The sequence below is a fragment of the Bradyrhizobium sp. 2TAF36 genome (assembly GCF_052114925.1).
Lineage (GTDB): Bacteria > Pseudomonadota > Alphaproteobacteria > Rhizobiales > Xanthobacteraceae > Bradyrhizobium > Bradyrhizobium barranii.
Genome location: NZ_JBFRFR010000006.1, coordinates 114,099 through 134,331, shown reverse-complemented (window position 1 = coordinate 134,331; position 20,233 = coordinate 114,099). Strand labels below are relative to the sequence as shown.

Here is a 20,233-nt window from a genome sequence, read left to right as displayed (position 1 = left end):
ATCCTGACGTCTGAGCATCCCACCGACATGTGGAAGGGGATACCATGGGAGTTGAAGGTCACGGACGGCCCTTCCCCCGATAAAGGTCGGACTTTGCTCACCCTCACGCTAACCGCTGAAATCAACACCACTTAGGTGTTTTTTGGCGGCTTAATATCCACTCCCTACTATTTCGCGCGTGAAGGCATCGGGCCTCGCACGCGGCTTCAGTTGCGCGCGGCCGCCTCCAGGTCTGCATAGGGTCGTTCTTCGGTGTGCTTCATCGGCGTGTCCCCATGGCCGCCTGGGCGGCGGTAATATGTGCGGGATGCCGGTAGCTCTCCGGCACACGCGCGCCAATCGACCCACAATTTGAGATAAGTCCGTCGAGTTACGAAAAGCAGTTTGTGGCAAGGCACATTCTGCTGTGCGACGTTACGAGTAACCCGTGCCGACTTCGGCGAAGGTCTGTCGGGCCCCGCTGACGTGATTTAAAGAGCCTCAGAATTTGATGACTGAGCGCAATCCGACAACGGTCGCATTCTTGAGATGCTTACCGGGTGACATCCCCAAAGGGTCAGTTGTGCCGCCGGCGTTACCCTCAACTTCACCGCGCTCGACCCGATCAAGGCGCTCTATTGGAGCGCCGTCATCAACGGTGTGCTGGCCGCGCCGATCATGACCGTCATGATGCTGCTTGTGCGCCGTAAGTCCGTAATGGGCGAGCTTGTGGTCCGGGGGCCAGTCTACTGGCTAGGCTGGATCGCCACCGCAACCATGTTTTTGTGTATTGTTGGCATGGCTTGCTCGATAGGGAGCTAATCGGGTTCGCGTAAGGGTGCGGCCACTGCGCCGAGAGTGCCGACAGTTCGGGAGCGGAAACTGCCGGCGCACCCCGCAATAGCGACTGTCCTTCCGCCCGGGAGGGGCCATACAAGAACAGCACCTTGCGAACGTGAAGGGTTTGCCTGGTAATTCAAGCGACCCGGCTGCCGAGCGATGAATAGCGGGTCGGGGCTTGGGACGGGCCTACACTTCCACAGGTGGCGGTCTCGTTTTCTTGGGTCGACGGCCTGCTCAATCCCGCCGCTGCAGCTGAAGCTCCATGAGGGCGATCCGTTGCAACGTTGACGGGTTGCGTTCCCCCGTACCTGCTGTCCGTAGAATTGACTCCGCAATGAGATTGACGTGGCCGGAGTGCACAGGCTCCGGCAGCGTTGCTACAGCGGCCTTTAGGGCCGATGTCATAGCCTCAATCACTTCGGGCGAAAACGACGCGTTGGCGAAATTGTGCATCTGTCCCATTGGGTTTGGTGCGGTCCACCAACGTCGGGGCAATTCGGTAGTTCCATATTCGGAAAATCCTCCAATCTGCTGACGACCCGCTATGACAAAAGGTCGCTCTGCTAAGCAGAACCATCCTTGGCCGCGGGAGCTTCCTTCCTAATCCGGCGGATTAGCTCAACCCGGAAACGTCCAGCAGTCCGATATCGACGAGTGCCACCGGCGCGCTTCTGCAGGAACGCCCGATGCCCTGCCTTCGCGTCGCACGCCTGCCTCTTCAATCTCGACGAAAACGAGACAAACAACGACCGACAGCTCGACACGACCGCCGGAAGGGCATGCAACTTTCATTGCTAGCTCGCCCATCCTCCAAATGCCTGGCGCCGTTCAGTGTAAACCGTCCCTGCGAAAGAAGTCGGGCCCGTTCGCTTTTGGTGGTGACTGTGTTGACGAGGCGCCAATGGGCACGAGAGTTCGGTCCGCGGAGTGCGTCGTCAAACATTTGGACCGGATTTCGCGGCGGTGCACGATTAATCCACTGCCGGCTCGGCGTCTGCGCAGAAGGCGGTGGGCTGGAGACCCCTTCTGCGCTCGACGCTTTGCCGAGGCGAGCGTTGTTAAAATCCGTCCCGCTTTTGATGTATTCAACCACTCGTCCCCAGCCGGTAGCGAACCCAATGCTCATGATTCTTGCGGGCGCTGAAGAATCCCGATTTTGGGAATATGTGAGTTTTCCTATGGTTCGGTTAGAGTCCTCAATTTCGTAAAATCGAAGCCCCTATGCTCGTGTGATGCGCTGCAGCGAGATAACTGCTTGCTGCGCTGCGCCCGAACATCTCCGGCACCTCGCATCCGAACCACCGGTATGCGTTCACCTTTGTTCTGCACGAAATGCGTATGCAGGAACACGGGCCGATGAGTTTGCATTGTCCACTAGTTTCATTTGTGCATGAGGCCAATCATGCGACTTCTTTGTAGAATGATCGCGATTGCGCAATCGCAGAACCGAAGCGTCATTGTCACCGTCAATGACCGCGGGGCCATGGGTCCGGGGCCGCGTTCTAGACTTATCCTTGGCCGCCGCGCACAGCTTAGGGATTACGGATCGTGGCGTGGCTCAAGTTCGTGCCGAGGTGTTGTAAACACGCAACGGGCGCCGAAGCGAATTTGCCGTGCCTCTCAAGAACCCCGAGGCTATTGCCGTCATCGTGACAGCCCTACGGCTGGTTCACGGTGACGAAGCTGCACGGGCTATGCTGGTGGAGGGGATGACCTTGGCAGCGCTGATAGACGCGATGTTCTCGGCACCGATCGCACGACGCGATGCCGTTCGCAACATCACAAACGCGTTGAACGACTTTGCTATCTCGCCGGACGTCGGGCCGGTTTGGCATCTCAAGTACCTGTATGACAATCAGCCGGGTTCGTTGACGATCGTAGACATGGCAATAGCTACRCCAACCGGTACGCTATCAAGTGTGGAAACCACGTTGCGGCTTCCTGTCTAGAACCGGGGCGACGGTAGCAAAACATCGCGCCCAGTGTGCAAACCAAGGAGGGGAGGGCTCAAGGCTGGCGAGCCCAACGAGCAGATGCAGCGGGATGCGGACAAAGGGATCAAGACCCGCAACTCCGGAGCGTCCGGTTACGTGGCCGAGCGCATTCTCCCGGCCAACCGGGAAGGGAGCAGACCACCGGTTCGGGTAGCCAGACCGGGACACCGAAATAGAGGCGTTCTCATGAGGCCGCCCACTGAGTGGCCTTTATCCACAGCGCCCTCCAACGGCTTCTTCTTCCACTGCGCTCGAGCTTCCCACTCGATGCGCGCCTTGAAACGCGCCTCAATATGTCATGAAAAAACTGGAGACGCGCCGGGTCGATACGGCCGACTGTCCCAACCCTGTTGCACCATAGGTCGTGCTCATGGCGGAATCTCCTGGGTGTTGTTTTTACCCGGACGAGGGTGCCAAGGCATGAGCGAGCGCGCTTGACATTCGGCTTACAATTTCTTTACCGGCGGCTTATTCTTTGCGTTCCAAGCGGTGCTAGAGGCCCCGACGATCGGAGGCCGCCTGAGGGATTGGCAGCTTGCGCTATCTCTTCGAGGAGTACGCAATCGACACTGACCGGCGCGAGCTGCATCGCGGGGCGGACGTCGTCTCCGTCGCGCCACAGGTATTCGACCTGCTCGACTACCTGATCCGCAACAGGGAGCGCGTCGTCAGTAAAGACGACCTCATCAATGCCATTTGGAACGGCCGTATCGTGTCCGATGCGGCGCTGACAACGCGCCTGAATGCCGCCCGCAGTGCGCTCGGCGATTCCGGTGAGGAACAACGCCTCATCAAAACCCTCCCGCGCAAGGGCTTCCGTTTCGTCGGACCAGTGCGGGAAGCGCAGGGAGCCGCAGGCGCGGTAGTCGCCGATAACGCCGTAGACCCGTCGAAACACGCCCTCGCGCTGCCCGATAAGCCTTCGATCGCGGTGTTGCCATTCCACAACCTGTCGGGTGATCCCGAACAGGAGTATTTCGCGGACGGAATGGTAGATGACATCATCACGGCGCTATCCCGGTTCAAGGCGCTGTTCGTCATCGCCCGCAATTCGAGCTTCACCTACAAGGGGCGCGCCGTTGACGTGAAGCAGATCGGGCGAAAGCTAGGGGTGCGTTACGTGTTGGAAGGCAGCGTTCGCAAAGCAGCAAACCGAGTACGCATCACGGGACAGCTCGTCGATACCGCCACCGGCGCACATCTATAGCCGGACCGGTTTGATGGTGGTCTCGGCGACGTCTTCGATCTGCAGGACCAGGTGACCGAGAGCGTTGTCGGGGCGATCGCGCCAGCGCTGGAGAAAGCCGAGATCGAGCGTGCCAAGCGCAAGCCGACCGAGAGTCTCGACGCCTATGCCATCTATTTACGCGGTTTGGCCAGGTTTTATCAGTTTGCTGGCCGGCCCGCGAAKGCTGCTGGCACATAGCGTCAGTTGGCACAGTGCACGGCATGTCCGGAGCCGGGGACAGACGGGAAGCCAACGACTGAGAGGCGAACCGACGCGATTGACCTATTGGTGGAGGCCGCAGCGAGAAGGCTGCCGTTAAAGACGGTATTGCCAACGTTAAGCTAACTATTCTTCGTTTCGGTCGGCAAGCAGTGGCGCGCTACGCCAAGGGCAATGGCCGGGTGCTGGCTCTGTCGGCGGCCTTTGCTGGTCCGTTGGTCGGACCGTGTGCAGCTGAGGGCTTCAAGGGCGCATCGTCCAGCTTCCTATTCAGATCTCGCAGTCGATTGAGTTCAAAGCCTTACGCAAACCACCGAACGCGCTTAGCCGACAGGGCTCGGTGTCGCCGGCAACCTTTGAACGCCCGGAAATGGTAGTTCGCTTGATTTCGGTTTCCTTTGACTTCGACTTAGGAAGGGCAGCGGCAACCTTCTTTGATTTGGGATGGTGACGATGGTGGTCGATCACCTTGGGGTGGTCCGAAGAATCGATACCCATGCCTTCCGATGGAGAAATGCGYTCCTCGACTAGAGAAGGCTGCGCTGGAGTTTCGCTGCTCGCAGCGGCAATTTCTAGTCGATCAGCTTTCGCCAACGCACCATGTGAATCGGAAATGCCTACGGTCGTTTCGGCAAGGGGCTGGACGACCGCTACTGTACTTCGCGCCGGATTTCTGAGTTCCATCGACACCAGAAATCCAACACCCAATAGGATGAGGAGACCCAACAACACCATTCTCAGCATGATGCTTCTCCACCTTAAAATAGTGCCGGTGAAAATTCATCGAACCATGAGGCAACATGGCGGCGGCTCACGTACCACGTACGGGGTGTTTGCCAACAGGGTTAACCGCCGGCCTAGATGTTCCTGACGCGCGACGTCGAATATGCCCRGTGAGCCACAGGGCGACTGGCCGGAGACCATCATTGTACCAAGGTGCAGGCCCGACGACGGCGAACGTGATCGCCTTCATCGGGCCAGAATCGCAGTCACAGACTGATGCCGGTTTCGATTCGTGGAGCAAGAACAGCAATGGAGCCCGCAAAACCCCGCAAATGGACCGAAGAAGAGACCAAGCTGCTGATCGAACTCGCGCAACGTAAGGAAAGAGTGCCAGCGATGGCGCGAGAGATTGGACGTCACATCGCATCCGTTAGGCGACGAGCTCGCGAATTGGGTTTGCCTCTGCTGCCCGGCCGAGGTGAGAGGCAACTTTAGCTCCCTACCCACTCGCCCCTCCGGGACGCTGGGCCTTGAGCTCTGGCTCCTTTGCACCCGTGTCCCGCCGGCGGCCATCAAAATCCGCCGCGTCCGGCTAACGCGCAACCTCCGCAGCCTTAACATGACGGATCGCTTCCTACTCTCGTACTTACAACCGCATGCAGATTGCATGAGGACGAGAGATGGACGATCCCGTGAACTTCGAGCAGTTGGTGCAGTTTCGTGCCCCAGCGAACCTATCAAAAGCGATCGACTGGGCGGCCAGCCAACGTTTACCACGCTCAATGTTGACGGCCTGGGGGCCAAGCCGCTGCGCTCGGCACCTAGCACCGAACTGGTTGCGGGCACCTTGTCGACGCAGCTTTCTACCTTCAGGCTTCTTCGGCAATCCATACAGCATTCCGGTCGGTGGCCTTCTGCCGTTCACCGGCACGACTGCGCCCAACAGTTCGTTTGTGCTGCCTTATGGGCAGGCGGTTAGCCGAGCTGACGGCAAAGATTGGCCGGCCCTCATTCGAAGACCCAAAGTAATGTTACGCTTTCGACCACGCACGCTTCTGGGTAAGACATCTGATCGTGCTTCTTTGACTAGAACTATGGCGCTCGGGGGTGAGAGGGCTCTTCGGAAGACGGCCGAGATTCCGGCCTGCGAAAAAGTCTGGAAGCAAATGATGGCGAGGAAGACACCGGAGGATTCCATGGCCAAGGAAGACCGGGCCATGGACGCCTACACAAAATCCTTTGCCAAGGAGGCGCCAGGTCAAAGCTGGTTCGCGGCGGCCGTGAAGAAGGCGCGGGGCCAGTTGGAGCTGCTGCTCGCGCGGTAGGATCCCTCGGAACTAACCGATCCGGAAACGGTGTTCCGGCAGCCCCTGCGCGACGCCGTCAATGGCCAGGAGATGGCCGGCCTGCGGCTCGACGTCAAGCTGCTGCCGATCCAGGAATTTTCTGGCCGTCGTCACATACAGCGTTTTGAGATCGCTTCCTCCGAAGCAAAGACAGGTCGGATTGGTGACAGGCAGGGGAATGACCGTGTCGATCGTCCCGTCAGGCCGATAACGCACCACCCGACCGCCCGAGAAGAACGCCGTCCACAGCCCGCCATCGACGTCAACGCACGCGCCGTCAGGTCTTTCTCCGGAGGCGCTGTAATCCGCAAATAGGCGCCTGTTGCTGATCAGGCCGTCGTCGAGATCGAAGTCGAACGCCCAGGTGCAGTAACGCCGCGTGTCCGTGAAATAGAACGTCCGATTGTCGGGCGAGAACGCGATCCCATTGGACACGATGACGTCGTCGAACAGGCGCGTCACCTGACCGTCTCCGGTGACGCGGTACAGCGAGCCGTTCGGCCGGTGCAATTGATTGTCCATAGTGCCGATCCACAGGCGGCCGCGCGCGTCCACGCGGCCGTCGTTGAGGCGGTTGTCCAGGCCGCGTTCGACCTCGACGACGGTCTGGCGATGGTGGAGGGTCAAGTCCTGCGCGAGCAGATGCGAACCGTCTGACGTCAGGGCCTGGCTGCCGAGGAATTGGCAATCATAGGAGGCTTTGTAATGGGCGCCCGTCGCGGGATCGAAGGATTGATGAAGCCGGCCGTCGATGTCGATCCACCACAGCTTGCGGGACCGGTCGCACCACAGCGGCGTTTCGCCAAGAATGTCCGCGCTGGCGACCGCGGTCTCGACCCTGTGCGCGGGAATCGTTTTCGCAGTCATTCCGGAATCCGGTTCCAGCCGCGCGCGCTATCGCCAAAGGCCTGATAACCATCGGCGGTGACGGCGATGGTATCCTCGAGCTTGATAAAACCCCGTCGCTTGTGAGGCAGCGTGGTTTCAATCGAGATGACCACGCCGGCCTCAAGCGGCGCATTGGCGTCGTCGGCGGGGTAGGGAATGGGTCCGCTCGCCGTCAGGCGCGGCGCTTCGTGGCTGACGATGCCCATGCCATGGGCGACGAAGTGCATGTGCTTGCCGTGAGGAGACCGCGCAAGCGCTTCGTTCGCTGCAGCGTAGATATCGGCGCCGATGAGACCGGCGCGGATCGGAGCGCGGGCCGCCTGCTGGATCAGGTCGATTTCGCCGAGCAGATCGACGAGCTCGCCGTCCGGCGCCCCATGCATGGCCATCCGGCAGAGATCGCCGATATAGCCTTTGTAATTCCCGCCCGAATCCAGTGACACGATATCGCCGCGCTCGAGACGTTGCTCGGACGGCGCCCGGTTGAGGCTCGTTCCCATCGTCACCAGGGCGTATTCGAAGATCATGTCGCGGGACAATCGGCCTGCCGCAAATGCCCGATGATCTCGCGCTTGCTGTGTCCGGGCCGGGCGTGGTTCACCGCATCCATCATGGAGGCGACCACGCGCTCGGACGCTTCGCGCAGGATCTCCAGCTCGGCGGTCTTGATCGACCGCAGTTTCTCGAGCGGGCGCATCGCCTCGACGAGCTGGCAATCGGGGAGATCCCGACGCAGCACATCGGCGGCATCGACGGGCAGGAACGACATCTCGACGCCGACACGCAGCGCCGGCGTCGCGACCGCCTTCACATGCCTGAGCGCGAGCGCCATCGCCTCGACCGAGGTCGACGATCCGAATACGGCCGGCGGCATCCAGTATCCGGCGCCGGTCCTGTTCTCGACGCTGTCCCGCTCGTTCCGGTTGGCAACATAGGCGCACTTCTCCGGGGCGCCCTTCAAATAGACGAAGATGGGCAGATAGCGGCTGATGCCGATCGCTTCCATGTAATCGAACTGGAAGTGATAGTAACCGCCGAGCAGGTACTGAATGTTGTGCTTCGCGGTGACGATCAGCACGTCGATGCMGAAATCGTCGAGCAGGCCGTCGAGCCTTGCCGTGGAGAACGGAATTTTCGAACTCATTGATCGTTCTTCTTCGCTGACGACTTGATCTCTTGGGCGGGCGAAGGCGGTCAGCTGTCCTTCCAGGAGGACAGCGCATGCGCGACGCAGCCATTGATGTGGTCGCTGAGGACGGCCCTGGCGCTCTTGATGTCACGCTTCAGAGCGGCTTCCAGCAAGGCCTTGTGCTGGTTGATCGTCTCCGTGCCGCGGTAGCGCAGCGCATAGCGGAAGTATTTGTCGAACACGATCGCATGGGTATGCATCAACTCGCGCGACCCGCAGCTCGAGATCAGCGCCTGGTGGAATTCGCCGTCGTAGCGCTTGCGCAGCTCGGGATCGTCGCCTTCCTTGAGGACGGTGCGTTCGGTCGCCGCCAGCTTGTGATGCGCGGACACGACGCGGCCCTCCCACTCGACGTCGCCGGCCCGGAATGACTCGGCCATCGCGTGATGCTCCAGCAGGATGCGCAGCTCGGCGAGCTCGCGCAGGTTCTGGATCGAGATCGGCGCCACCTCGAAGCCGCGCTGGCCTTCGGCGACCACAAAACCCTCGGACGTGAGGCGATTGAGGATCTCGCGCAGCGTCGAGATGCTGACGCCGTAATCTTCCTTCATGGCATCGAGCTTGAGACGCCCGGCAGGCGTGAGCACGCCGAAAATGATGTCCGAGCGAATGCGCTGATAGCCGCTGTCGCCTGCCGACATTGGCCGTTCCTCGAGTGTCGTCATGCGCTCTAGTCCCGCTGTCCGGATTGCCGGCCCGCCGTGCGGCGGCCGAACCATCAATGTTGCCAGCAATATAGCAGACCGACGACACATGACGTCTACTGAAATCTCATATGAAATTGATTTTGTCGTTTGACATGGAAATATATGTATGATGTGTAAATAAACTGAGGGTACGGAAAACAAGGCCTTAAGCCGCCGTTCGTGCCCCGGCGAACAGGGAGGAAACGATGAGCTTGTTGATACGGGCGCTGTCTGCGACGGCGATCTGCGTGGCGCTGACGGTCGGCGCATCCGCCGCTGACGACATCCAGGAGCGGACGATCAGGTGGGGCCACCTCAACAACACCGATCACCCTGTCAGCTTTGGCGTGCAGAAGTTTGCCGAGATCCTGCTGGCGAAGAGCGGGGGCAAGATGAAGGTGCGAGAGTTCGCAGCCTCCCAGCTCGGCAATGAGTTGCAGCAGCAATCGGCACTGCGCGGCGGCACGCAGGAGATGCTGTCGGCCTCGACCACCTCGCTCGCAACCGTCATTCCGGAATTCGGCCTCGTCGACTTCCCGTTCCTCTTCAACACGACCGAGCAGGCCGACGCGCTCGCGACCGGGAAATTCGGCAACGCGATGATTGACACGCTGCCCTCGAAGGGGCTGATCGGTCTCGGCTATTGGGGCCTGGGTTTCCGCAATGTCACCAACAGCACCCGCCCGATCACGAAGGTCGAGGACTTCAGCGGGCTCAAGCTTCGCGTGATTCCGAACCCGGTCTATCTCGAAAGTTTCAGCGCCTTTAAGGCCAATCCGGTCCCGATGGCCTTCGGCGAGCTGTATTCAGCGCTCGAGACCCGCACCGTCGACGGCCAGGAGAATCCCTACACGGTCATTCTCTCGAACAAATTCTACGAAGTGCAGAAATTCGTCTCCGCGACCAACCACACCTTCACCCTGAACATCATTCTGGTGAGCAAGGTGTTCTGGGACAAGCTGTCGCCGACCGAGCAGCGCCTGATGCGCGAGGCTTATGCAGAGAGCCGCGACTACCAGAAGGAGCAGACGCGCCTTCAGACCGAAAAGGCGCTGGCGGAATTGCAGGCCAAGGGCATGCAGTACAATGCGATCGCACCTGAAGAGACCGATCGCATGCGTAAGACAGTGCAGCCGGTCGTGGACAAGATCTCGGCCAATCTTCGGTCCGAGACGGTGAAGCTCTTCAACGACGAGGTCGAGCGCATCCGCAAGGACGTGAAGTAGCCGACGTCTCCATCACGCAGGCGGCGGGGCCGGCCATTGGCCGGCTCACACCCCTCATTTGCCCGGACGTCACGCATGGCGCGAGCTCTTGACCTCTACTGCACGTTCCTGAAAGCCGTCATTGCCGCGTGTCTTGCAGTGATGGTGGTGCTGGTGTTCGGCAACGTCGTCCTGCGTTACGGCTTCAACTCCGGCATCACGATTTCGGAGGAGCTGTCGCGCTGGCTGCTGGTCTGGCTGACCTTCCTCGGCGCCATCGTCGCGCTGCGCGAGCACGCGCATCTCGGCGTCGACAGCCTGGTCCGCATGCTGCCGGCTTACGGAAAACGCATCTGCTTCATCATCAACTATTGCCTGATGCTGTTTGCCGATTGGCTGCTGCTCTCGGGCAGCTGGCGCCAGACCATCATCAACATCGACGATCGCGCGCCGGCGACCGGCCTTTCGATGGCCATCTTCTACGCGGTCGGCGTGATCTTCGGCGTATCGGCCGCAGTCATCCTTCTCTACGACCTCGTCCGCGTGCTCACGGGACAGGCCAGCGAGGCCGATATGGTGGCAGTCAAGGAATCGGAAGAGCACTGATGCTGACCATCGGGATCACGCTATGACGATCGCCGTCTTTACCTTATCGCTGCTCGGCGCCATGGCGCTCGGCATGCCGATCGCCTTTGCGCTGATCGTCTGCGGCGTCGCCCTGATGAGCACGATCGACATGTTCGACGCCCAGATCGTGGCGCAGAATGTCATCAACGGCGCGGACAGCTTTCCGCTGATGGCCATTCCCTTCTTCATGCTCGCGGGTGAGATCATGAACAAGGGCGGCCTGGCCAAGCGTATCGTCAATGTCGCGCTCGTTGCCGTAGGGCATTTCCGCGGGGGGCTTGGCTACGTCACGATCCTCGCGTCCTGCATCCTGGCCTCGCTCTCGGGTTCGGCCGCGGCCGATGCGGCTGCGCTCGCGGCTCTGCTGGTGCCGATGATGGTTGCGGCAGGGCACAAGAAGTCCTATGCGGCGGGTCTCGTGGCGGCGGGGGGAATCATTGCCCCCGTCATCCCGCCCAGCATCGGCTTCGTCATCTTCGGCGTCGCCGCGGGCGTTTCGATCTCGAAACTGTTTCTGGCCGGCATCGTGCCCGGGCTGCTGCTCGGCGCTGGGCTTTGCATGGCGTGGGCGTGGGTGGTGCGGAAAGAGAACCTGACGCCGCCGCCGCGAGCCTCGGGGGCTGAGATCATCAAGGCCGTCGTCGATGGTTTCTGGGCGCTGATGCTGCCGGTCATCATCGTGGTCGGCCTGCGTTTCGGCATCTTCACGCCGACGGAAGCCGCGGTGGTGGTCGCCGTCTACTCCCTGTTCGTCGCGACCTGCATCTACCGTGAACTGAAACTGTCGCAGCTCTACGCCATCTTCGTCTCCTCTGCCGTGACGACGAGCATCGTGATGTTCCTTGTCGCCGCGGCGCTGGTATCGTCCTGGCTCATCACCGTGTCCGAGATATCCGCACAGGTCGTGACCCTGCTGAAGCCCTTCATGGGCAACAACACGCTGTTGATGCTCGCGATCATGGTCGTGGTGGTCATCGTGGGGACGGCGCTCGACATGACGCCGACGATCCTCATTCTCACGCCGATCCTGATGCCGATTATCAAGGCGGCGGGCATCGACCCCGTCTATTTCGGCGTCCTCTTCATCATCAACAACGCCATCGGCCTGATCACGCCACCGGTCGGCATCGTGCTCAACGTCGTCTGCGGCGTCTCGAGGATCAGCATGGAGGATATCATCAAGGGCGTCTGGCCGTTCATGATCGCGCAACTGATCGTCCTGTTCGCGATGGTGCTATTCCCGGGACTGGTGACGATTCCGGCGAAATGGTTCGGCGGCTAGTCACATATGTCGACAAAGGAGAGGCGAACAATGGCCGCTAAGATCATGATCCTCAATGGACCCAATCTGAACTTTCTCGGCATCCGGGAGCCGCACATCTACGGCCGGACGACGCTGAAGCAGATCGAGGTCAGCTGCCAGGCCCTGGCCGACCAGCTCGGCGTATCGATCTCATTCCACCAGACCAATATGGAGGGTGAGCTCGTCAATCTGATCCAGTCCGCCCATGGCAAGGCGGATGCGATCATCATGAATCCGGCGGCCTATTCCTTCACCTCGATCGCGCTGATCGACGCACTGAAGATCTTCGAGGGTATCAAGATCGAGGTGCATATCTCGAACATCCATGCCCGGGACGAGCTTCACCGCCACTCGATCACGTCGAGTGCCTGCACGTCGGTTATTTGCGGCTTGGGTCCGTACGGCTATCTCGCCGCGATCCTGGCAGCCGTTCAACGGCTTGGACAATTGCCTGAAACCATTCCGCAGGCCTTGCACGGGCTTGCCGCCGCTGCCACGGCGTAAGGAGGAGAGCAACATGCGCGGTGCAGGATTTCTCGCCATCTGGAGCGACGTCGAGGCGCACGACCTGACCGATTACCGGCACTGGCTGACGCGCGAGCACACCACCGAGCGCGTGACGACCAAGGGCTTCCGCGGGGTGCGCGTCTTCCGCGCGGCAAGGGACGACATCAACCGCTTCTTCATCCTGTACGAGCTCGATGCGCCCGAGGTGCTCGACGGCGAAGCGTACCTCGCGCGCCTCAACGCGCCGACGCCCTGGTCGCAGCGCATCATGCCAAAGCTCGGCAATTTCATGCGGGGCGGGGGCATCATGGTCGCGCGCGCGGGGCGAGGCGAGGGCGCCACGATCATGGCGCTGCGGATCGAGGCTTTGCCCGCGGACGCCCGAAAACTGGCTGAGGCGCTCGTTGCATGCGACGGAATTGCCGCCATTCAGATCGGCGCGACCGACGAGGCGCGCACATCGGTGCCGACTGCCGAAAAGGGCATGCGAAAGGACGAGGGCTTTTTCGCAGGCCTATTGCTGATCGAGGCGCTCGACGTCGCCGCGTTGCAGGCCGCCTTGCAGCAGGCGCGCGCGATTGCGCCCGACATCCTGGGCCGGGCGAGCGAGCCGGAAGTCTACCAAGGCATGTTCGCGCTCGACGCCCGCATCGCGGACTTCGGCTGATGGCCGTCTTCTCGCTCGCTGCCCTGACCGTGCTCGATCTCGCGCCGCCCGAGATGATCGAGCTGGCGGCCCGCTGCGGCTACGAGAAAGTCGGGCTCAGATTGCTGCCCGCGACGCAAGGCGGAATTGCCTATCGCCTGATGGACGATGCGCCGCAGATGCGAGAGACGCTGCAGCGGTTGCAGTCGACGGGCGTGACCGTCGCCGATCTCGAAGTCGTCGCGTTCAGGCCGGCGACGGACGTCGCGTCCTTCACGCCCTTCTTCGAGGCGGGCGCGCGCCTCGGCGCCAAACATATTCTCGTTGCGGCCTACGATCCGGACCTGGCACGGTTCTCGGACCGCTACCGGCAGTTTTGCGAAGCGGCTGCACAGCACGGCCTGACATCCGATCTCGAATTCATGCCCTGGACCAGCGTTCCGGACCTGAAGACCGCGATGCGGATCGTCGCCGATATCGATCACCCCGCGGCCGGCGTTCTGGTCGATGCGCTGCATTTCGATCGATCGCAAAGCGCGCTTGCGGATATCAAGGCTATCCCGGCGAAGCAGCTTCACTACTGGCAACTCTGCGACGGTCCGGCCGAACGCCCGGCGACGACCGAGCAGCTCATTCATGCCGCACGCGAGGAACGGATGTTTCCAGGCGAGGGCGGCATCGATCTCGTCGGACTGACACAAGCCATGCCCGACAGCCTAACCATCAGCATCGAGGTCCCGACCGTTCAGCTGGCGAAGACCGTCGATGCCGTAACACGGGCACGCCGGGCGCTCGCGGCGGGCAGGGCCGTGGTCGAGAGGGCGCGCGCCGCTTCGTAAGAGGGTGGGATGCCGCAAGCCGATCGCGTCTGGGACATCGAGACCGACCTGCTGGTCATTGGCGCAGGTGCGGGGGGCATGACGGCGGCGCTGGTCGGCGCCCTCGAAGGGCTCGGCGTTATCCTCAGCGAGAAGTCGGACATGGTGGGCGGCACGACCGCAACCTCCGCCGGCACCGTCTGGATCCCGGGCAACCGGCAAGGGCGGCGCGCTGGAACGCCTGATACGGTCGAGGCCGCGCGGACCTATCTCGCCGCGATGCTCGGCGAGCACGCGACCGACCAGCGCGTGGATATGTTCCTGAAGGCCGGCCCGATCGTTCTCGATTATCTCGAGCAGAAGACGAGCGTGAAGTTCGCGGCACCGCCGGTCCATCCCGATTACAAGCAGCTTCGTGGCGCTGCGATCGGCGGTCGCGCGCTCGGAGCCGTGCCGTTCGACGGCCGCGAGCTCGGCGACGATTTCGTGCGAGTCAGGCCGCCACGTCGCGAATTCATGGTCCTCGGCGGCATGATGGTCGGGAAGGCGGACATTCCGGCGCTGCTGGCGCCCTTCCGCAACTGGACCAACTTTCGACACGCCGTCGGCCTTCTCGCCCGGCATGCGCTGGATCGGCTGCGCCACAAGCGAGGAACGCGCCTGATCATGGGCAATGCGCTGGTCGCACGACTGCTCGACAGCATCCGCCGCGCCGGCGTCGAGCTGCGATGTGAGACGGCGCTTCGCGAGATCATTTGCGAGGGCGACGACATCGTCGGTGCGGTCCTCACGTCTCCGACCGGAGAGGTCGCCATACGCGCCCGCAAGGGCGTGGTGCTGGCAACTGGCGGCATCGGCTGGAGCCGCGAGCTTCGCGAGCGGCTGTTTCCAGATGCTGCGCGCCGCTTTTCGCTCGCGCCCTCATCCAACACAGGTGACGGAATCCAAGCCGCCGAGCGTGTCAACGCCATCATCGAGCGTGACCTCGAGAGCCCGGCCCTGTGGATGCCGAGCTCGGTGATGGCGCAAGCCGACGGCCACGTCTCGGTCTTCCCGCACATCATGCTCGATCGCGCCAAGCCGGGCCTGCTCGCCGTCAACAAATCCGGCCGACGCTTCGTGAACGAAGCGGACTCCTATCACGACTTCGTCGCCGCGATGCTGCGTTCGAACGCATCTGCCTCGTCAGCCACGCCGGCTTTCCTGATCTGCGACAGGGCCTTCATCAAGGATTTTGGCATCGGACTGGTTCATCCCGGGACCAAAGACCTGACCGAGTTCTTGCAAACCAATTATTTGATCGAAGCCGAAACGATCGCAGAGCTGGCACAGAAAATCCCTATCGATCCAGATCAGCTTGCTGAAACGGTCGAACGATACAATCGGTATGCCGAGAGCGGGGTCGACGAAGATTTCGGGCGCGGTTCAAGCGAATTGAACCGGTTCAATGGCGACGCCCGGAGCAAGCCGAACCCTTGTCTGCGCCGGATCGGCCCAGGACCGTATTATGCCGTCGCCGTATGGCCCTCGGACCTCGCCAGCAGCGCCGGTCTACGCACGGATTCCTGCGCACGCGTATTGTCTCGCGACGGCACGGTTCTATTCGGTCTCTACGCCGTCGGGACCGATTCATCCTCGATCTTCCGCGGCACATATCCGGGGCCGGGCACCATGATCGGCCCGGCCATTGTCTTCGGCTGGTGCGCCGCGATGGACGCAGCGGGAAAGCTACGCGGGCTTCTCGATCTGGCGCCGCGCTAGATGCTACCGCCCCCGCCTGAGCTCCTCGGTCGCGCGCCGGAGGACATCGTGAAGCCAGTCGTGCGCCGGCTCGCCCTCGATGCGTTCGTGCCACAATAGCCGCACCTCGACCGGGGTTGTGGCATAGGGCAGTTCGTATATCGTGACCGCGTGCGCGCGTTCGAAGGCGCGTGCCAATGGACGCGGAACGATCGCCGCGAGTTCGGAGTCCGCGAGCAGGGCGGGCAGGGCCAGGAAATGCGGCAGCGAAACAGCTATGCGCGGCGGCCGGTCGCTTTCGGACAATGCCCGTTCGAGGGCCGCGCGGTCATACATTTCCGACCGCCTGGCGAGACCGCGCTCGGAGATGAAGCCTCCGATGGCGCCCTCCTGCTCGCCGCCGAAAGGAGACAACGACCAGCGGCATGCGCGCCAGGGCCGCGTTGTCGATCCGGCGAGCTTGCGCTTTCCGCCMACGATCAGCACGTCGTCATATTCGAACAACAGCGAGGTCCGGAAGCGGCTCGGCGGATCCGAGAAGACGCCGATCGCAACGTCGATGCGACCAAGGTCGATCTGCTCGGCGAGGTCGATCCGTGTCACCGGCTTGATCAGGTCGATCGCCGGCGCCTCAAGCCTGAGTATCTTCAGGAGCGGTGACTGCTCGTCTTCATTGCCGACATTCACAGTCTCGGGCTCCAGAGCGCCCAGGGCTTGATGCTGAGCTCGGCGTTCTATTGGGACCAGAACGAGGACACGCGGGCGTGGTCGAAGCGCTTCATCGCGCAGACCCAGAAGGTCCCGACCATGATCCACGCCGGCACATATGGCGCGGTGATGCACTACCTCAAAGCGGTCAAGGCGGCAGGCACGCTGGATGGTCCGACCGTCGCCGCCAGGATGCGCGATATGCCAGTGAACGATTTCATGACGAAAAACGGCCGAATCCGCGAGGACGGCCGGCTGGTTAACTTTTAAGGGAAGGATTAAGTGCTTGTTGAGCGTAATGTCGAAGGACAGAAAAATCGCAGCGTTAGCTGCAGCAACGCTGTTGTTGTCCAGCCTCTCGCTTTGCGGGTGCGCAACTTCAACTGCTGGCTCTTCACCGATGGACGCGCGGGCTGAGGCACCGGCGCGCCCGAAAGCGAGTGGCAGCTATCCGGCCGTAGAAGACGTGCCGCCGAGGCGGGGGCCTGCCATGACGGCCGACCAGCAATTGAAGCTCCAGAAAGAACTGACCGCGGCGCGAGATCGTCAGGCGTCTAGGACCAAAGGCCAGGCTGCRGGCCCTGAACTCGTGAAACCCTGACACTGCACGCAGGCCCGCGCCATCTCGGCCCGATTGAACCTTTCCGGTGACTGCCTAGACCTAGGTCTAGGATTATCATCCTCAGCGTTCATTTAACCTTTGCAGAGGAGGGGCAAATGAGTTCGCAACAGCAGCACTGAATCACGAAACTAGCCGACACGCTCCTCGGAATTCTCAAGAGGGACATAGCCAGTCTGAGGCGGCAACATAGCCAAGTGGAAAGATTGCGCGACCGGGTGAAACGAGCCGAGCTATCTGTCCAAAATTCGCGGCGCCGCGTGGAAGCCGTAGCCGCAGGATCGCAAGTTCGGCTTGCCGTCTGAGACGGTGAATACGAGGCCCGGCGGTGCACGCCGGCGGCCTTTCAAAGTGGCGCGAGAATTTGCCAGATGACCAGCAGCACCACGATCACAAGCGTGCCCGACCTAAACATCTTCTCGCAACGATTGATCGAGCGTTTAAACGGCGGCTAGCGTTCTGCAATCGCCTCCACGTCAATTCGTAAACTCAACACCGATACGACTGCCTGAACGCCAGATTATACGGCAATTTCTTTCAACACGATCCTTCGCAATCATGAGCTTGAAACGGTCTCTCATATTATGCCCCGCTGATAAGGGCAGCTCGATTGCTGCTCCGTGGTCGGTGAGGTCGACGACGCGGCAACAGATGCTCGATCCGTCGCCGAAGATGTAGGCGACTTCGTTTGTTTCGATGCGCTGTTGTCTGCGACGTTCCTGCACTGTTTCCTTCTGGATTTAGTCCTTCCTAGACGGCCCACCCGTTCTTGCCTTGGGACGCCGACGCCTTCTTGACCTTCGGCTTAGCGTCAGTGGAGATGCAGACTATCACTGCGCCGAGCAGCAAGACTTCGCGGTGTGCCCAACGAAAAACCCGCCAGCCGCGTGGGGCTGACGGGTTTCCGATTGCCCATGCGTACCGCGGTAGTCGTCACCGATCCGCGAGGGCAAATCGTATAGCCATAACGGTTGACATTAGGTTACCCGCTCACGAACTTAACGGCGTCGTGCGGGCCATAGAGCCGCTGGGATAGCCTCGGAGGCCTTCATGTTTCACGCTGCTTATCAATCGTGCCATTGCAAAGTGCGGGCACGGCCGGCCACGGAGCACACGTGCGGCCTTGCGTTGGGGGCGCCCACCAGCGGTCAGCCCGGCGACGCTCTAGGCGCACTTCGGGTGGTTGTTGAGGTGAAGCAAAGCGCGCCGGGCGACTGTCGTAAGTTCGCCTAATGTGCAATGCCCTTCTTCGGCCGCTTGGATCAGTTGCTCCGCGATGTACTTCCGGCTCTCGTGATCGCCGCCGTTCGGGAGCTCGACGCACACTTGTTCTAACACGACGTCCATGCTCGCCGCACCCGGGAGCTGAGTTCGCCCATCGATTGATTTCCTCGAAAGAAGAAGCACACCAGCTTGCCGCTTGCGATGCAAAGCTCAACATCAAAGCTCTCTGAAGGTTAAGAGCTAGCTGGTGACTGAAGGAAGAGCCGTTGAGCAGCGATTGCGCTACCCCTTTCGCGAGCACAAAAGTGCACACAGCGCGCGCGTCGCATCGGCGATTGCTGCGAACCTATAGGAACGTTGCCCGCTCTCCTGCGATTGAATTGCAGCCCGTCAATGATGACGCGGCCAAAGGAGGCKTCGCATGAACCAGAACAATCAGAACCAAGGCGGCCAGCAGAACCAGCAAGGCGATAAGGGTGGCCAGCAGGGCCAGAACCCCAACCAAAAACCGGGCCAGCAGACACAGCACCCCGGCGAACAGAAGCCTGGGCAAGGCGGACAGCAGGGCAATCGCTAAACTTCACAAGGCCCCGGGCATAGCCCCGGGGCCTCTTCATTGAAGGCCTCGGACATACCCAAGCAAGGGCTTAGATGACGCGGGCATTCGCGCGCATGTTTCGATTATTACAGGATCCTCAGCAGTGAAACCTACGCCAAAGAGCGAGAGGAATTCCGCCTCTTGCTCAGGCGACCACGGACGCGTCGATGTGCGATCGTTCGTGATTTGCGATGGCCGCAACACCTAAATGCGCGGCGGCGCTGGCGGCCGCGGTGGGTCGGGAAAGCGAGCTGGCCGCTCTAAGCGCGACGGGACCGGCAAGCGACTGGGCTCAGGCGCGCGATTACCGCGCGTCATCCACGCTGCCAGACGAGCGTAGCTTCGCCTAAGAGCCGGAACTAACCAAGCCGCCGATGCGTTCTCTACATCTATGCTCGAAGATTGACTTTTGAGCCATTTAAAAGATTGCCGACTTTCCCAACCGCGTAACAGATCGTCAATAGAGCGATGCAAACCTATCGCGATCATGGAAACAGACCGCTCGCTTGAGACAATTTTGCAAGACCTCCGCCGTCAGGAAAAGCCAGTGATCTTCAACCAGTATCACCGCCAATTTCTCAATCTTCTGCGGGATGCGATTGGATCGCCTGCACGAAGCTGCCCCGACACCCGCAGAACGACCCTTACCCTTCTGCGAAATGGATGGATCGAGCGGCGCTCAACAAAGATGGCGTCGAATACCGCATAACTGAACTAGGCTTGGCCGAATTGAGCCAGCCACGATAATTGCCATGTCGCACATCGGGGAACGACGGACGTGTCGACTGCTATGCAACTGATCTGGCCACGTGAGGGCGCAAGATGAACGTGCCCTGACGGATTTGCTGGCGCATCGCCGAAAGTTGCTCGCTCAGCTGCAAGCCGTGTCTGGCATCAACCCACAAAACACGGTCAAAGCGATCCAAGAAGAGCTGGCGTTGATCGAAGCCGGCCTAGAAGAGCTTAAACTTCCGCCCGGTTCGCTGCCTGAGAACGAGTGGAGCTAGCGATGCGCGAAAACAAGATCAATTGGGACAAAATCGGCCGGGTGACGGTGCCGGGTCGATACAAGTGTTTCTTCGGATATCTCACCGTCACGCCTGACGAACCTCAATGTGTGGGCACGGTATCCGGACGCGACGT

18 protein-coding genes and 4 pseudogenes are annotated in these 20,233 nt (G+C 61.0%); 15 read left to right on the top strand and 7 right to left on the bottom strand.

All coding sequences use genetic code 11. The annotated features are described in order from the left end of the window. Positions 1-585 precede the first annotated feature (585 nt). The 4 genes and pseudogenes from AB4Z51_RS04950 to AB4Z51_RS04935 all read left to right on the top strand — a co-directional run. A pseudogene (locus AB4Z51_RS04950) lies at positions 586-801 on the top strand (divalent metal cation transporter); the annotation flags it as partial. Positions 802-2,269: 1,468 nt separating this feature from the next. Continuing rightward, positions 2,270-2,405 (top strand): annotated as a pseudogene (locus AB4Z51_RS04945) (RlpA-like double-psi beta-barrel domain-containing protein); the annotation flags it as partial. Between the two features lie 30 nt (positions 2,406-2,435). Further along, positions 2,436-2,771 (top strand): hypothetical protein, encoded by a 336-nt coding sequence (locus AB4Z51_RS04940; RefSeq protein WP_135217069.1) that lies wholly within the window; start codon positions 2,436-2,438, stop codon positions 2,769-2,771. Positions 2,772-3,351: 580 nt separating this feature from the next. After that, positions 3,352-4,200: pseudogene (locus AB4Z51_RS04935) on the top strand (winged helix-turn-helix domain-containing protein); the annotation flags it as partial. 333 nt (positions 4,201-4,533) lie between these two features. On the opposite strand, the gene AB4Z51_RS04930 reads toward AB4Z51_RS04935, so the two are convergent. Then, positions 4,534-5,007 (bottom strand): hypothetical protein, encoded by a 474-nt coding sequence (locus tag AB4Z51_RS04930; protein ID WP_135217068.1) that lies wholly within the window; start codon positions 5,005-5,007, stop codon positions 4,534-4,536. A 1,175-nt stretch (positions 5,008-6,182) separates the two neighbouring features. Between AB4Z51_RS04930 and AB4Z51_RS04925 the strand changes: the two genes are divergently transcribed. Continuing rightward, positions 6,183-6,311 carry a hypothetical protein gene (locus AB4Z51_RS04925; RefSeq protein ID WP_441497115.1) on the top strand — a complete coding sequence of 43 codons (129 nt, stop codon included), beginning with the start codon at positions 6,183-6,185 and terminating at the stop codon, positions 6,309-6,311. Positions 6,312-6,323: 12 nt separating this feature from the next. On the opposite strand, the gene AB4Z51_RS04920 is transcribed toward AB4Z51_RS04925, so the two are convergent. The 4 genes from AB4Z51_RS04920 to AB4Z51_RS04905 are packed head-to-tail and all read right to left on the bottom strand — an operon-like array spanning position 6,324 to position 9,074. Beyond that, positions 6,324-7,199, bottom strand: coding sequence for an SMP-30/gluconolactonase/LRE family protein (locus AB4Z51_RS04920; protein WP_135217139.1), 876 nt, complete (start codon positions 7,197-7,199; stop codon positions 6,324-6,326). After that, positions 7,196-7,759 carry a M24 family metallopeptidase gene (locus AB4Z51_RS04915; protein WP_441497114.1) on the bottom strand — a complete coding sequence of 188 codons (564 nt, stop codon included), beginning with the start codon at positions 7,757-7,759 and terminating at the stop codon, positions 7,196-7,198. The genes AB4Z51_RS04920 and AB4Z51_RS04915 overlap by 4 nt, the downstream gene beginning before the upstream one ends. Then, positions 7,744-8,364 (bottom strand): aminopeptidase P family N-terminal domain-containing protein, encoded by a 621-nt coding sequence (locus tag AB4Z51_RS04910; protein WP_441497113.1) that lies wholly within the window; start codon positions 8,362-8,364, stop codon positions 7,744-7,746. Before AB4Z51_RS04910 ends, AB4Z51_RS04915 begins: the two co-directional genes overlap by 16 nt. A gap of 50 nt (positions 8,365-8,414) precedes the next feature. Further along, entirely contained in the window at positions 8,415-9,074 is a 660-nt protein-coding gene (locus AB4Z51_RS04905; protein WP_135217137.1) for a GntR family transcriptional regulator, read from the bottom strand. A gap of 227 nt (positions 9,075-9,301) precedes the next feature. Between AB4Z51_RS04905 and AB4Z51_RS04900 the strand changes: the two genes are divergently transcribed. The 7 genes from AB4Z51_RS04900 (at position 9,302) to AB4Z51_RS04870 (ending at position 15,962) form a co-directional block, all read left to right on the top strand. Continuing rightward, positions 9,302-10,321: a TRAP transporter substrate-binding protein gene (locus AB4Z51_RS04900; RefSeq protein ID WP_135217136.1), complete on the top strand. Its 1,020-nt coding sequence runs from the start codon at positions 9,302-9,304 to the stop codon at positions 10,319-10,321. A 75-nt stretch (positions 10,322-10,396) separates the two neighbouring features. Beyond that, positions 10,397-10,906: a TRAP transporter small permease gene (locus AB4Z51_RS04895; RefSeq protein ID WP_071915797.1), complete on the top strand. Its 510-nt coding sequence runs from the start codon at positions 10,397-10,399 to the stop codon at positions 10,904-10,906. 22 nt (positions 10,907-10,928) lie between these two features. Further along, the gene (locus AB4Z51_RS04890) at positions 10,929-12,209 is read left to right on the top strand and encodes a TRAP transporter large permease (RefSeq protein ID WP_071915796.1); all 1,281 of its coding nucleotides are present in this window, start codon (positions 10,929-10,931) and stop codon (positions 12,207-12,209) included. A gap of 30 nt (positions 12,210-12,239) precedes the next feature. Beyond that, entirely contained in the window at positions 12,240-12,734 is a 495-nt protein-coding gene (locus AB4Z51_RS04885; protein WP_071915795.1) for a type II 3-dehydroquinate dehydratase, read from the top strand. A gap of 13 nt (positions 12,735-12,747) precedes the next feature. Then, entirely contained in the window at positions 12,748-13,404 is a 657-nt protein-coding gene (locus AB4Z51_RS04880) for a hypothetical protein (RefSeq protein WP_071917613.1), read from the top strand. Then, positions 13,404-14,222, top strand: coding sequence for a sugar phosphate isomerase/epimerase family protein (locus tag AB4Z51_RS04875; protein ID WP_135217134.1), 819 nt, complete (start codon positions 13,404-13,406; stop codon positions 14,220-14,222). Before AB4Z51_RS04880 ends, AB4Z51_RS04875 begins: the two co-directional genes overlap by 1 nt. A gap of 9 nt (positions 14,223-14,231) precedes the next feature. Then, positions 14,232-15,962, top strand: a complete 1,731-nt coding sequence (locus tag AB4Z51_RS04870) for an FAD-binding protein (RefSeq protein WP_441497112.1) — start codon at positions 14,232-14,234, stop codon at positions 15,960-15,962. A gap of 3 nt (positions 15,963-15,965) precedes the next feature. Here AB4Z51_RS04870 and AB4Z51_RS04865 read toward each other — a convergent pair whose 3' ends face one another. Continuing rightward, positions 15,966-16,427, bottom strand: a complete 462-nt coding sequence (locus tag AB4Z51_RS04865) for a LysR substrate-binding domain-containing protein (protein WP_441497117.1) — start codon at positions 16,425-16,427, stop codon at positions 15,966-15,968. A gap of 174 nt (positions 16,428-16,601) precedes the next feature. Between AB4Z51_RS04865 and AB4Z51_RS04860 the strand changes: the two are divergent. Further along, a pseudogene (locus AB4Z51_RS04860) lies at positions 16,602-16,910 on the top strand (ABC transporter substrate-binding protein); the annotation flags it as partial. 834 nt (positions 16,911-17,744) lie between these two features. Here the strand turns inward: AB4Z51_RS04860 and AB4Z51_RS04855 are convergent. After that, positions 17,745-17,993 carry a PilZ domain-containing protein gene (locus tag AB4Z51_RS04855; RefSeq protein WP_135215672.1) on the bottom strand — a complete coding sequence of 83 codons (249 nt, stop codon included), beginning with the start codon at positions 17,991-17,993 and terminating at the stop codon, positions 17,745-17,747. A 920-nt stretch (positions 17,994-18,913) separates the two neighbouring features. Here AB4Z51_RS04855 and AB4Z51_RS04850 point away from each other — a divergent pair. Together AB4Z51_RS04850 and AB4Z51_RS04845 are read left to right on the top strand one after the other, a co-directional pair. After that, complete coding sequence (locus AB4Z51_RS04850) at positions 18,914-19,069, top strand: hypothetical protein (protein WP_167768172.1); 156 nt, start codon at positions 18,914-18,916, stop codon at positions 19,067-19,069. An 830-nt stretch (positions 19,070-19,899) separates the two neighbouring features. Further along, a complete protein-coding gene (locus AB4Z51_RS04845; RefSeq protein ID WP_135215670.1) occupies positions 19,900-20,097 on the top strand; it encodes a hypothetical protein in 198 nt (65 codons plus the stop codon). Positions 20,098-20,233 lie beyond the last annotated feature (136 nt).

What these genes read in the sequence shown, in the direction of transcription:
- AB4Z51_RS04900 (WP_135217136.1), top strand. Translation starts at nt 9,302, where the DNA reads ATGAGCTTGTTGATACGGGCGCTGTCTGCGACGGCGATCTGCGTGGCG.
- AB4Z51_RS04875 (WP_135217134.1), top strand. Translation starts at nt 13,404, where the DNA reads ATGGCCGTCTTCTCGCTCGCTGCCCTGACCGTGCTCGATCTCGCGCCG.
- AB4Z51_RS04905 (WP_135217137.1), bottom strand. Translation starts at nt 9,074, where the DNA reads ATGACGACACTCGAGGAACGGCCAATGTCGGCAGGCGACAGCGGCTAT.
- AB4Z51_RS04890 (WP_071915796.1), top strand. Translation starts at nt 10,929, where the DNA reads ATGACGATCGCCGTCTTTACCTTATCGCTGCTCGGCGCCATGGCGCTC.
- AB4Z51_RS04850 (WP_167768172.1), top strand. Translation starts at nt 18,914, where the DNA reads ATGAACCAGAACAATCAGAACCAAGGCGGCCAGCAGAACCAGCAAGGC.
- AB4Z51_RS04885 (WP_071915795.1), top strand. Translation starts at nt 12,240, where the DNA reads ATGGCCGCTAAGATCATGATCCTCAATGGACCCAATCTGAACTTTCTC.
- AB4Z51_RS04895 (WP_071915797.1), top strand. Translation starts at nt 10,397, where the DNA reads ATGGCGCGAGCTCTTGACCTCTACTGCACGTTCCTGAAAGCCGTCATT.
- AB4Z51_RS04920 (WP_135217139.1), bottom strand. Translation starts at nt 7,199, where the DNA reads ATGACTGCGAAAACGATTCCCGCGCACAGGGTCGAGACCGCGGTCGCC.
- AB4Z51_RS04925 (WP_441497115.1), top strand. Translation starts at nt 6,183, where the DNA reads ATGGCCAAGGAAGACCGGGCCATGGACGCCTACACAAAATCCTTTGCC.
- AB4Z51_RS04870 (WP_441497112.1), top strand. Translation starts at nt 14,232, where the DNA reads ATGCCGCAAGCCGATCGCGTCTGGGACATCGAGACCGACCTGCTGGTC.
- AB4Z51_RS04880 (WP_071917613.1), top strand. Translation starts at nt 12,748, where the DNA reads ATGCGCGGTGCAGGATTTCTCGCCATCTGGAGCGACGTCGAGGCGCAC.